At 54.1% G+C, this 13,181-nt stretch carries 10 protein-coding genes and 2 pseudogenes; all 12 read left to right on the forward strand.

Going from position 1 to position 13,181, the window contains the following annotated elements; all coding sequences use genetic code 11:
- The first annotated feature begins 32 nt into the window (after positions 1-32).
- Positions 33-1,691 (forward strand): DUF1302 family protein, encoded by a 1,659-nt coding sequence (locus MELB17_RS07875; RefSeq protein WP_227498830.1) that lies wholly within the window; start codon positions 33-35, stop codon positions 1,689-1,691.
- Between the two features lie 19 nt (positions 1,692-1,710).
- Entirely contained in the window at positions 1,711-2,973 is a 1,263-nt protein-coding gene (locus tag MELB17_RS07880; protein WP_007349652.1) for a DUF1329 domain-containing protein, read from the forward strand.
- Positions 2,974-3,010: 37 nt separating this feature from the next.
- Positions 3,011-5,083, forward strand: a complete 2,073-nt coding sequence (locus tag MELB17_RS07885; protein ID WP_007349653.1) for a hydantoinase/oxoprolinase family protein — start codon at positions 3,011-3,013, stop codon at positions 5,081-5,083.
- Between the two features lie 4 nt (positions 5,084-5,087).
- Positions 5,088-6,959: a hydantoinase B/oxoprolinase family protein gene (locus MELB17_RS07890; protein ID WP_007349654.1), complete on the forward strand. Its 1,872-nt coding sequence runs from the start codon at positions 5,088-5,090 to the stop codon at positions 6,957-6,959.
- On the forward strand, positions 6,959-7,549 hold the full coding sequence (locus MELB17_RS07895) for an isochorismatase family protein (RefSeq protein ID WP_007349655.1): 591 nt from the start codon (positions 6,959-6,961) through the stop codon (positions 7,547-7,549). The genes MELB17_RS07890 and MELB17_RS07895 overlap by 1 nt, the downstream gene beginning before the upstream one ends.
- Positions 7,503-7,985 (forward strand): hypothetical protein, encoded by a 483-nt coding sequence (locus MELB17_RS07900; RefSeq protein ID WP_227498831.1) that lies wholly within the window; start codon positions 7,503-7,505, stop codon positions 7,983-7,985. Before MELB17_RS07895 ends, MELB17_RS07900 begins: the two co-directional genes overlap by 47 nt.
- Positions 7,986-7,989: 4 nt before the next feature.
- Positions 7,990-9,399 carry a 3-isopropylmalate dehydratase large subunit gene (gene leuC, locus MELB17_RS07905; protein ID WP_007349657.1) on the forward strand — a complete coding sequence of 470 codons (1,410 nt, stop codon included), beginning with the start codon at positions 7,990-7,992 and terminating at the stop codon, positions 9,397-9,399.
- Position 9,400: 1 nt separating this feature from the next.
- Entirely contained in the window at positions 9,401-10,036 is a 636-nt protein-coding gene (gene leuD / locus MELB17_RS07910; protein WP_007349658.1) for a 3-isopropylmalate dehydratase small subunit, read from the forward strand.
- Between the two features lie 172 nt (positions 10,037-10,208).
- Positions 10,209-10,589: pseudogene (locus MELB17_RS25480) on the forward strand (PrpR N-terminal domain-containing protein); the annotation flags it as partial.
- Positions 10,590-11,101: 512 nt separating this feature from the next.
- Positions 11,102-11,941 (forward strand): sigma 54-interacting transcriptional regulator, encoded by an 840-nt coding sequence (locus MELB17_RS25485; RefSeq protein WP_264673221.1) that lies wholly within the window; start codon positions 11,102-11,104, stop codon positions 11,939-11,941.
- A 329-nt stretch (positions 11,942-12,270) separates the two neighbouring features.
- Complete coding sequence (locus MELB17_RS07920; protein WP_007349661.1) at positions 12,271-12,936, forward strand: hypothetical protein; 666 nt, start codon at positions 12,271-12,273, stop codon at positions 12,934-12,936.
- A gap of 15 nt (positions 12,937-12,951) precedes the next feature.
- A pseudogene (gene zapE, locus MELB17_RS07925) lies at positions 12,952-13,181 on the forward strand (AFG1/ZapE family ATPase); the annotation flags it as partial.

Here is a 13,181-nt window from a genome sequence, read left to right on the forward strand (position 1 = left end):
GGCGCAATCCACTCAGTGAAATGGGTACCAACATGAAAAGTGATAACAAAAATAGATATTTGGGCGGCGGGCCTTTGAAGCGAGGGCTGTTGGCTGCTGGTGTTATGGCAGCGACAGTTTGCACGCCCCAGGCGGTGTTTGCCGATGAGGGCGACTGGCTGACCCGGGATTGGGAAGTAAACGGGTATCTTCGCCAGCACCTGTCCTGGAATCTTGAGAATCCAACGTTGATAGGCCCCGATGGGCAGCAAAGGGATGACTATCGATACGATTTGTCGATGGCTCGCTCAGTGGCGAAACTCGATCTTTACCGCGACTTTGGTAATTGGCGGACGAAAATAACCGGGCGAATTAGCCGGGAATCGCCAACGGATTATGGCAACGACTTGCAGGATGTAATGGATGAGTGGGCGGTTACCGGCGGTGCCTCCGGCTCTGCGGTGAATCTACGAGACGATGTATACGATACTGAAGAGCTGCGCGAGTTCTGGGTACAGGGCAACCTGACCGAAACAACCAATATAAAGATTGGGCGGCAGCAGGTTGTCTGGGGCGAAACTGACTTCTTCCAGCTGCTGGACGTTGTTCATGGTTATGACTTCCGCTGGCGTTCGTTCCTTGAACCTGAGAACGAGGAACTGCGCAAACCGTTGAACATGATCAACCTGACTCAGCAGATCTATGATCTGGATGGAACCCTTCAGGTGCTCTACATCCCGGGCAAACTGAATGACGGTAAAGACCGGGGCAATAATTACGATGTTGAAGGCGGTCGCTGGGCGAACAATCCGAACAAGGGTATCACCTTTGCCTCGGCACCTTTTGGCGCCAACGTACGCTACAACTACGACCATCCCGATGCCGATATGGACGATGACTCTTTTGGTTTGCGCTGGAGTGGTCTGGCGGGTGACTGGGGTTATTCTCTGGGCTATTTTCATGGGCCTAACCCCAATCCGGTTGCGAACGCCAACCCGGCGACAAACCCCGGCCAGCCACAACTTCAGACGGGCGCTTATGAAGGAGTCTATGAAGGCGGTGCCACGGAAGCGGGCGAGTTTATATTCCCCTACATTGATGTTTTTGGCGTAACCGCCAACAACTACTTTGCCGGCCCCGACCTGGTCTTCAGTGCCGAACTGGCCTATATCCCCAATGCACCCTACAACGTGGGTATCCAGAGCATCGCAGAAGGCGCGGGTTGCGGATTTTTCCCGGGTTTTTGTGGCATCGAGGAAAAGAGCCTTTTCCGCTCAATGCTTCGCGTAGACAAGCAGCTTGATCTCCAGAGTGCGCTGGGTACCAGTCGCCCGTCTTTCTTCACTGTTCAGCTGTTCAATAACTGGATAACGGATTTTGAAAAAGACGAGCAGATTGTAAACCTTGCCGGCTTTGGCGGTGAAACCAAAGAGTTCAGCAGTATTCTCACGGCCGTTCTTGCAGCCAACTATGCTAACGATCAGATCAATCCATCTTTGGCACTGGGTTCAGACCTTACCTACGGCGGCGGCTTCATCATTCCTGCGGTGGAGTTTGCTTACGGTAACCATGTGCGAGTACGTCTGGAAGCGGATATCTTCTTCCATGAAAAAGATCAGGATCGCCCGCTTCAGGGCTTCAACGATACCAATCTGTTCGGATATTTCTCTGGCAACGATCAACTCGTCGCCCGTTTGACTTATCAGTTCTGAGGATTCAAGGAGAATAATAATGAAAACAATTACTTCTGTTAAAAGCCTCGCCCTTGCTGTGGGTTTGATAACGAGCTCGGGTTTTCTGTCGGCGGCGGACCTGTCTGCCGGTGATGTCATCAATGCGAGCAATCTTGACCAGCGTCTTTCTGATACCTTTTTGGGCGACGGAATAGACACCTTGTTAACGGATGTTCAGCAGCAACTGATCCGCGACGAAGGCCTGGTGATAACTCTGAAAGATCCTGAACCTATTCGTTTGGGCGACGATTACCTGGCGGCCACCCGGAAGTATTCCGGTGGTGTCAGCTTCAACACCGATACCCGGATGATGGAGGGTTGGAAGGCAGGCATACCGTTTCCAAATATCACTGAAGACACACCGAATGCCGCTGAAAAGCTGATCTGGAATCATAACGTTGCTCAGCCGATCAAGAACTATCAGGACTACTCGCAGTTTACTTATTTGTTTATAGATGACGAACGCGGCCTGGAACGAACTCAGGAGTGGGCTTTGCTTCGCTATTACATGAAAGGGCGCCTGGGCGAAGAGGACACTGTTGAGGGCAATGACGACGTGCTCTGGAAGCAATTGTTGTACGCCACCTATCCAGCGGATATTCGCGGGCTGGGTCTTTACACGGTTCGTTATGACAGCCCAAAGCTCGATGACAGCTGGGCGTACATTAAATCGGTACGCCGTACCCGCCGTTTATCCGGGGGAACCTGGATGGACCCGATCGGTGGAACCGATCAGCTCAACGACGATATTGAAATTTTTAATGCTCACCCAACCTGGTATCCGGAATACAAACTGCTGGGTAAGCGCAAGATCCTGGTGGTCGCAAATAGCACTATCAATCCGTGGGACTTTGATGCCAGTGGCAACGCCAGATTCCCCATTGTTGATCTGGATAACGCACCCTACTGGAACCCGAAGGAACAGTGGGAGCCCCGTGAAGTATGGGTAGTTGAAGCCATTGCGCCGCCGGAGCATCCGTACAGCAAAAAAGTGATGTATATGGATACCGAGTTTCCGCGGTTTTATATGGCGGATGTCTATGATCGCAAGGGTGAGTTCTGGAAATGGATGAACTACAGCCTTCGCACCATAGATACAGAAGATGGCGATCGCGGCATCGTTTCAATGGCTGGCTTTACCATCGATTACCAACGTCGCCATGCCACTGTCTTTTTGAACCCTATACCAAAATTTAACACGCCGGGTGTTGATGGTAACTCCATAAGTCTGCGCCAGCTTGAACAGGCAGCCGTTCGCTGAACCGGCACAAACCCTATTACAGAGTCAGGAGAGAAGTATGAGCTTTCGACTTGGGGCTGATGTCGGTGGAACCTTCACGGACCTGCTCCTCATCAACGACGACACGGGTGCTACCTACACGGCTAAAGTACCCTCTACCCCTGCGGATTCGTCCGTGGGGGTCTTGAACGGCATTGAAAAAATTTGCCGGACATCCGGAATTGACCCAAAGCAGATTCGCTCGGTCATGCACGGAACCACGGTGGCAACCAATGCCATTCTTACGCAAAGAGGTGCAAAGGTCGGCCTTGTCACGACTCGCGGTTACAGGCAGGTGTTGCACATTGCCCGCTCGTTTGTGCCGGGTGGCCTGGGCGGCTGGGTGACGTTCAAAAAGCAGCCCCTGCTTGCACCACTGGAGCATACCGTAGAAGCAATAGAGCGGCTGAGCGCGGGCGGTGAAGTTGTAACGCCCCTGGACGAGGCTGATATCCGCAAACAGCTCGAGTTTCTGAAGGATGCAGGCATTGAGGCGTTAACTGTATCGCTCATCAATGCTTATGTCAGTGGGGTTCACGAAGAGCGGATTGGCGAGATCGCGGCGGAGGTAATGCCGGGAATACCCGTCTCTCTGTCGTCTCGCGTCGTGCCCGAGATGCAAGAGTATGAGCGTACAGAAACCACCGTGGTAAACAGCTTTGTTCGCCCGGAAGTTTCCAACTACCTGAACCACCTTGAAACCGAGATTCGAGCGCGGCTGGCCGATGATGTTGAGCTTTCAATCTTGCGTTCAGACGGTGGCCTTGCCAACGGTGAGTCGGCATCTTATACGCCGGTGAACCTTCTGCTTTCTGGCCCTGCCGGCGGTGTGGCTGGCGCAATCTGGTTTTGCTCTCGCGGCGGTTTCGACAAGGTTCTGACATTTGACGTGGGCGGCACATCCACCGACGTGGCTCTCATAGAGAACAACAGCGCGCGCTTAAGACGTGAAACCAGAGTGGGTGATGTAGCCGTTCGTGCGCCTTCGGTGGACGTTCGAACGGTGGGTGCGGGTGGCGGATCCATTGCTTTCGTACCGGAACTGACTCGAGCCCTGCGTGTCGGGCCAGACAGCGCCGGAGCAGAGCCAGGACCTGCTGCCTATAACAAAGGCGGTGAGAAGGCGACGGTAACAGATGCCAACGTTGTGCTGGGTTACTTGCCTGCAAGCCAGAAGCTCGGTGGTGAAATGGCGCTTTGCGTGGACCTCGCCGAAGCCGCCGTTCAAAGAGTTGCGGATGCCATGGGGGTCTCACTAAAAGAGGCTGCCGAAGGCATTGTACGCATTGCCAACGAACACATATTTGGTGCTTTGCGCCTTATTTCTGTTGAACAGGGCTACGATCCGCGAGAGTTTGCTCTGTGTGGTTTCGGCGGCGCGGGACCTCTCCACGCCAATGCGCTCGGCATTCTTATGGGCGCATGGCCGGTTATTGTGCCGCCATCGCCCGGTGTGCTTTGCGCCTATGGCGATGCGACAACACGGGTTAAGGATGAAGCATCTCGCTCGCTGGTGAAGAACTTCTCTGAACTCAGTCTGGACGAGGTGGTGGGCCTTCTTGATGGCCTGACCAGGCAGGTCAGCGCTTCACTGGAAAAACAGGGAATACCCGCCAATGAACAGACTGTTATTTGGCAGGCGGATTTGCGTTATCAAGGGCAGGCGCTGTTGTTGACTCAGGATGTATCGCCTGACGATTTGCGTAAAGACGGCCTTGAGTTACTGCAAAAAGCATTCGATGCAGAGCACGAAAAGTTGTTCAGCTTCTCTCTTGAGGAGGACCGAGAGCTTGTCAACGTGCGCGCTATTGCCCGTGCGCCGCGGCCGAATATCGCCGATCGTGTTTGGGAAGCAGAGGCCGGAGCACTTGCGGATGCCGTCACAGGGCACAGCCCGATCTATCTTCGCGGCACGGACTATCAGGCGACGCTGTACGACCGTGACAAGCTCTGCCCGGGTCACGTTGTGCCTGGCCCCGCCATTGTGACGGAAATGGACTCCACTACCGTTATCTTCCCGGACCATCAGGCAACCGTGGACAAAGTCGGCAACCTGCTGATAGAGCCCGTTGGCTACCAAGGTAAGGAGTAATCGTATGCCTGCGAATATTATTCAACCAAATACCACTCCGCTCAAGCGGATTGATGTCGATACCGTTACCCTCGATATTATCGAGAATGCTATGGCTAACGCCCGTAATGAGATGGATGCGGTACTGATACGAACGGCCATGTCTCCGGGCATCCGGGAACAGGGTGATGCCTTTCCCATGATCGCTAACCACGAAGGCAAAATGGTGGTCGGTCAGTTTGGCTCGTTCATTACCGGGTTTACGCAGTCCTACGGCGGAGATATTGAAGAAGGCGATGTCTTCCTGACGAACGACCCGTACATGTGCGACGGAGCGGTGAGCCACCTTCCTGACTGGTTGGTTCTTGTGCCGGTGTTCAAGGATGGCCGCCTGATCAACTGGGCCGCCATGTTTGGCCACATGTCCGACGTTGGCGGTAAAGTGCCCGGCAGTCTGCCAACCGATGCCCAGACGATTTTCGAAGAGGGCATTCGGATTCCGCCGGTCAAGATCTACAAAAAAGGCGTGCTGAATCACGACGTTCTGGAGCTCATCCTGCACAACGTGCGGATGCCCAGCTGGAACCGTTCTGACTTCAACGCCATTGTTGCATCCTGCCGCATCGCGGGGCGCCGCTGTGTGGAACTGGCCGACCGTTTTGGTGACGACATTTTTGCCAGCGCCCTGGGCATGATGTTGCAGCGTAACTACGTGGCGATGCGCGAGATCATTCGCAGTGTTGTGCCTGAAGAAAAACGGTCTTTTGAAGACTACATCTGTGATGACGGTGCGGGCCTGGGGCCTTACACCATTCGCTGCACCATGTGGCGCGAGGGTGATATAGCCATTTTTGATTTTGAGGGGACCGACCCTCAGGCGCCTTCATCCGTGAACTACTTCCTCAACGAGGAAATGTTCAAGATGTTCTTCGGCGCGTTCACCATTAATCTGTTTGACCCCTCGATTCTGTTCAATGACGGGTTTTACGATCTGGTGGATGTGCGCATTCCGCAAGGCTCTATCTTGAAACCGAATTTCCCTGCGGCACTTTCCTGCCGTACGCACCTGCTTGGTCGCATCTTTGACGTGATGGGCGGTTTGTTGGGGCAAGGAACACCGGATGCCATGAATGCGGCCGGCTTTTCGGATTCGCCGCACTTTATGTATTCCGGGTATGACTCGAAAGGCGAGTGGTTCCAATTGTTCCAGATTGGCTTTGGCGGAATTCCCGGTCGTCCGATTGGAGATGGCCCTGATGGCCACAGCCTCTGGCCTAACTTCACCAACGTGCCCAACGAGTTTGTAGAAGCCTACTTCCCGCTTCGGATCGAGACTTACGAAACGATTACCGATTCGGGTGGCGCAGGTAAGCACCGTGGTGGTAACGGCATTCGGATGGCTTATCGCCTTCTGGCTGACGGTGAGATATCCATCCATGATGACCGCTGGCTGACGTATCCCTGGGGCGTCATCGGTGGTGATCCTGGAATGCGCAGTCGCAAGGAGCTGATAAAAGCCAACGGTGAGAGCCGGATTCTTCCGTCTAAATGCGACCATATCAAGGTTGAAGCCGGAGATCTGGTGATCTTTGATACCTGGGGCGGTGGCGGTTGGGGTAACCCGCTGGAACGTGACCCTGCGACGGTCGCAACGGACGTCCTAAAGGGTCTGGTCAGTGTTGAAGGCGCCCGTCGTTACGGCGTTGTTCTGGACAGAATGGGCAAGTTCGATGCGGGAGATACCGCGGAGCTGCGCGCCGAAATGGCACTCTCTCGCAATAGCGACGATCTGTTCTCAAGAGGGGGAACCATTGAAGAGATCAAAGCCAGGTGCGAGGCGGAGACCGGATTACCGGCACCTGCAACACCTGTCTGGAAAACCTCCGGGGTGCACTGATGCAACTCACATCCAACGTATTGAGGCGTGGTAATCGCTACGCCTTGATCCTGGTGGACATGTGCGTCGGGTTTACCAACCCGGCGCTCAGCCCGCTGGCTTCGGACGCGGACAGTGTGGTGGCAGCCAATCAACAGCTGCTCGCGTTTTTTCGGGAACGGAGCTGGCCGGTGTTTTTCACCACAGTTGCCTATTCCGATGAATCGCAAGCCACGGTGTTCCGGGAAAAACTGCCGGCGCTGAATGTGCTCCAGATTGGCTCCGGCCTCGAAGACATCGATGCAAGGCTTACGCCTCAGCAGAATGAGCCGGTGCTGGTCAAGCATTGGGCCAGCGGCTTTTTTGCAACCGATTTGCATGACAGGCTTCAGGCCGCCGGTGTGGACGGCACGGTCGTGACCGGGCTCACAACCAGCGGTTGCGTGCGCGCAACGGCCCTGGACAGTCTGCAATACAACTACCGTACGTTAGTTCCGCGGGAAGCCGTGGGTGATCGTGATGCTGCGGCGCATGAGGCCAATCTGCGAGACTTGGGAATCAAATATGTCGATGTACTTTCCCTTGAAGAAACTCTTCGGTTCCTGGCTTAACAGAACGGCGGCTCTGGCGGCGCTGGCGATGCTGCTGGGCCTATCCGGATGCGCCGCGCAGCCTGGAATGAAAGCGGGTGGCGACAATCGGGTGCAGTTTATTGAGGAGCTTGCTCGCACACCTGCGGCGTGCCAGACCTACAGGCAGGCCTACGTTAGTGGCTTTGGTGAAAATGTGGCAGCTCTGGCGGCCGAAAATGCGGAGGCTCAGGGTCAGGCGCAAATGCGACTGTCAGACAGCCAACAGAAGCTTGAGGCCGAGGGTTTGACGAAAACGGGTTGCTTGCGCCCCTACTGCATTATTGAGCCGTTGCAAAATGGCCGGCTGGACACCTGGTGCGGTTATCGGCTTGATGCCGACGAGGGCGATGACCTTTATCAGTGGCTTGACTGGGAGACGGTTCAGACGGCACTGAAGCGTTCACAACGAGGATAGCGGTATGGCTTCACAGACGCTTTACGACAAACTTTGGGATAGGCACCTGGTAGCTGAGCTGGCAGACGGTTCCGCTTTGCTTTACGTTGACAGACACCTGCTCCACGAAGTGACGTCTCCCCAGGCGTTTTCAGGTTTGCGTTCAGCTGGCCGTAAACCGTGGCGCATAAGCCCTAACGTAGCGGTTCCGGACCACGCGGTACCGACCATGCGGCGGGAGCTTGGCGTTGCGGGAATCGCCGATCGGGTGGCGCGGATTCAGGTTGAAACGCTGACCCATAACTGTCGTGAGTTTGGTATTCCGCTTATTGAGCTTGAAGACGAACGCCAGGGCATTGTGCATGTGGTGGGCCCCGAACAGGGCCTGACTCTGCCCGGTATGACCATCGTTTGTGGTGATTCCCACACCGCGACCCATGGTGCGTTTGCAACGTTGGCCATGGGTATTGGCACCAGCGACGTTGAACATGTGCTGGCATCCCAGACACTGCGTACTCATCGCCAGAAAAATATGCGAGTGGTGTTTGATGGAACCCTGGGATTTGGCGTGACACCCAAGGACCTGATTCTGGCATTGATCGGTCGCATTGGTACCGCTGGCGGAACCGGCTACGCCATAGAATATGCGGGAGAAACCATACGAAATATGTCCATGGAAGGGCGTATGACCATTTGTAATATGAGTATTGAGGCTGGCGCCCGGGCAGGCATGATCGCTTACGATGCGGCCACCGAGGCTTACGTGCGTGGCCGGCCCTATACGCCTAAGGGCACTGAATATGCGGATGCCTGTCGCTACTGGCAAAAGCTGCACTCAGACGATGATGCGGTTTTTGACCGTGAGGAGTACTTTCCGGTCTCCGCGCTGATACCGCAGATAACCTGGGGCACGTCCCCTGAGATGGTGGTGGGCATTGACGGATGTGTGCCTGAATCGGCCGGATCTGACGAGGCCGCAAGGGCTTCGTTCAAGCGCACACTGGACTACATGGGGCTTGAGCCCGGGCAGGCGTTGAAAGATTTGCCTGTAGACAAGGTGTTTATCGGCTCCTGTACTAATGCCCGGATGGAAGATCTCAGGGCAGTTGCGAATCTTGTGAAGGGCCAGAAGGTAAGCCGCTCAATTACCCAGGCGCTGATTGTTCCGGGCTCCGGTCAGATTCGGCTTCAGGCTGAGAGAGAGGGCCTGGATGCGATATTTCAGAAAGCCGGTTTTGAATGGCGCTCGGCAGGTTGTTCGATGTGCCTTGGGATGAACGATGACCGCTTACAGCCCGGCGAGCGCTGTGCATCCACCTCTAATCGAAATTTTGAAGGGCGGCAAGGTAAGGGCGGCCGAACTCATCTAATGAGTCCTCTGATGGCAGCTGCAGCAGCGCTGACCGGTAAACTCACCGATGTTCGGGAGCTATGATATGGAGCCCTTCAAAGCACATTCGGGCCTGGTTATTCCCTTCAACCGAACCAACGTAGACACAGATGCCATCCTTCCCAAACAGTATCTGAAGATGCTGGGGAAAACCGGTTACGGTGATTTTCTGTTTGATGACGAACGCTACCTGGACCCCGGCGATGTGGATATTCCCGTCACTGAACGACGACCGAATCCTGATTTTATTCTGAATCAGTCCCCATATGATCACGGGACTGTTCTGCTTGCGGGTGCAAACTTCGGGTGTGGATCTTCTCGCGAGCATGCTGTGTGGGCGCTGCATGATTATGGCATTCGCGTGGTGCTGGCTCCCAGCTTCGGTGATATCTTCTTTAACAACTGTTTCAACAATGGCCTGCTACCGGTGATTCTTGCGCAGTCTGTAATAGACAGGTTGTTCGAACTTGCGAACCAGCCGGGCGAATGTGTCCTGAATGTTGATCTTGAGCAGTGCGAGCTTGGTCACGGTAAAGATGTGTGGCCGTTTGTGGTGGAGCCAGGTCGCCGGGATAATCTGTTGAGTGGCCTGGACGATATTGGCCGCACTTTGGCTTTTGGCGAAACCATTCGTGAATACGAGGTTCGGCGACTTCCCCTTGAGCCCTGGATATTTCGTTAAGTAGCTTACACGAAGGAGAGCCGCCTTGGATTTCAATAATGCCGCAACCAGCCGGGTAAGAGTGTGCCTTATTGGCAACTCCAAGCTCAGCAAATTGGTTCATTCGTTGATACCGGAATATGCATCCATTGCAGACGTCATCATTATCGACAGTATTTTCAACGATGCACTGATGTCTGCACGAAGGCTGGTGGAGCATGATGCCGTTGATGTGTTTGTCAGTGCCGGTGCCAACGCGTTCTACCTTCAGGATACGCTGCCGGTTCCGGTGGTGGCGTTAGAAGTGCTGCAGTCAGATCTTGTGAATGCTGTGCTCAAGGCCCGGCAGGTCAGCCGCACAATGCTGATACTGACCCATGAACACCAGGGCGCGTGGACGGAGTTTCTGGATTATGTTGAGGGGGTCGAGATTGTCCATCGCACGTATCAGACGGCGGAAGAGGCAAAAGACATTTTCAACGGGATCGACAAAGACGGCTTCGGGGTGGTGATCGGGACGAGCTATGTTTGTGATCTTGCTGAGCAGGCCGGTATTCCGTACATCCTGATTTATTCTCGTAACGCCTGTCGTCAAATGATTCGAAAGGCTATTACTGTCGCGGGTGAGTTTAAGCGCGAGGGAGAACAGCGGGCATTTGGCCAGTTCCTGCTGGATCAGTCGCCAGTGGCAGCAATCATCACCAACCGTGATGAACAGGTTATTGGTTTCAACCGCCAGGCTTTGCAGTTGGTGAACGGGCTGGTTCGTAACAAGCGGGTTGACCGTTTCCTCGACGGTCGCTTTTTGCAGACACCGAATACGGTGGCGGAAGCCATACTGCTCGATGACCGTTTATGTCGGGTCGACAAAGCGGCGTTTGATATCGATGGCAAACGTGTAGGCCATCTCTATTCCATCAAGGCCGCTCCTCAAAAAAGTGTGGACAGACATTCGTCGGCAGAGCGGCTTGTTTCTCAATCGTTGTCCATGGCCGAAGTGAAGCATTTCTGCGGATTTACGGAGCTACGCCCGGAGCGGTTCTGGTTAGGGGCGAAACCGGAACCGGCAAGGAGCTTGCTGCCCGCATTGTTCATGAGTCGAGTGCCAACCATGACGGTCCTTTCGTCGCCATCAATTGCGCCGCCATTCCCGGAGAGTTGTTTGAATCCGAGTTGTTTGGGTACGCTGACGGAGCCTTCACCAACTCCCGTAGTGGTGGTAAGTCCGGTCTGCTGGAGTCAGCAAACAACGGCACCTTCTTCATGGATGAAATCAATTCGCTGCCAATGCCCCAGCAGGCAAAACTGCTGAGGGTTCTCCAGGAAAGGGAAGTCCGGCCGGTTGGGTCACGCCGATTGATTGCATTGAACATCAAATTTGTAGCAGCCACGACTCACGATCTTATTGAAGAGGTCCGGACGGGCCGTTTCCGGGAAGACCTCTACTATCGGCTTAATGTATTCATCGTTAACCTTCCTCCTTTAAAAGAGCGCCCGGAAGATATTGAACCGCTTACCCGGCACTTTATTTCGTTGCTTGGCCAACGCTATCAGATTGACGCAGATGAGGATTCTCTGGTCGCCATTCTGGTTCCACACTTTTTCAGATATCACTGGCCCGGCAACGTTCGTCAACTTGAAAATCTGCTTGAGCGTCTGTTGGTGTCTTCGACACTGTACGACTCCATCAGTCAGTTTTCAGCGCACTTGCCCAGCCTGATTCCCGAGCTATTTGAAACGGTCGCGAAGCAGGTGCCAGGCCAGGCGGAAAGCGGCCACCTTCAGGCTCTGGAACAGGAGGAAATTCTGAAAGTACTGAATCAGTTTGAAGGCAACAAAACCCGCGCTGCGGAGTATTTGGGCATTAGCCAGACCACGTTGTGGCGCCGATTAAAACAGCTCAAGTCGGAAGCTGGCCGGAGTTGACCTACGGGTTTGAACAGGACAAACACATGACAGTTGGAACAGACCCTATTTGGGTAGAGTTAGACGTTATCGCTACGCGGGCGGTATAAAACGTGAAACAAAAGCCAGAGCAAATCCATTTTTGAGAGATTGAATGCGAGTGCACCATAAAATTGCAATTTATAGCCGCTACTAATACGCAATGTTACAAATTAACAACCTTTTAACAACAGTGGCCGACCGGTGTATTGGCTATTTTTTAGTGCTGATATTCGATTAAGCGAACTAAATAAAAAACAACAATTTCTGGCGACAGGAATAAGATAACACCGGTTGCTTTAGGGGAAATTATGCCAGTATCTGCTACCCAGCTTGAGGAACGAACTCAGGATTCATCGGAGTTGCTTGAAGGCATTATGCCCTCAGCGATCACCTTTGCCATGATGCTGCGACACAAGAATATGTCGGCCTGGTTAAGGACTGAATTTGACGGCTATGAGAATGCGGATGCCGCACCGCCGTATCGCCGCGGTTTGCCCGGCCACATTGTTGCGAACTCTCCCCAATATGGCTGGATTCCAGCGCCGGTGAACCCGCAGCAAACAACGGACTTTGGCCGGCTTGACCTGACCGAAGGCGTCAACGATCTGGAGAAATTCTGCCTGACCAGCAAAAAAGGCAACGGCAAACGGATACAGTTGAGTAAAGAGATAACCGCCGTTCTTCAGAAGCAAATCAACCTGAGCGCGGAGCTTGCGATTAATGTAAGTCGCGAGGAATACAGCACAATTCTCAAAATCGTTCGCGGCGCCCTTTATCTGTGGGCAAAAGCACTGGTTGCACAGGGTTTGACCGGCGAACATAACCATTACACGGCAGAGCAGCGGGCGTTGGTGGCAGAACTGGACGACCCGCAGAAGTTCTGGCGCAAGGCAACGGCCGAAGTAGACAGCTTGCCCATACCAGAGGTAAAAACCGCCGGTTTCTTCGAAAGAGTGTTTGGGCGTGCCAACTGAGGAAAAACAACCTGAATGACCATGCTTTCCCCCTATGCGGCCTACCAGCAGGCACTGGCCGCGGGTTTTAAAGACGACCCCGCTCAGCACCGGACTGCCTTGAGTTTGCAGCGCTGCTATGAAAAGTTGCAATCAGGCGACGCGGATGTTCAAGGTGTGTATCTATGGGGGCCTGTGGGGCGTGGAAAAACCTGGTTAGATGGATCGTTTTCATCAGGCTTTAACCGTGCCTGCCCGGCGACAGC

This window comes from Marinobacter sp. ELB17, from assembly GCF_000169375.1.
Lineage (GTDB): Bacteria > Pseudomonadota > Gammaproteobacteria > Pseudomonadales > Oleiphilaceae > Marinobacter.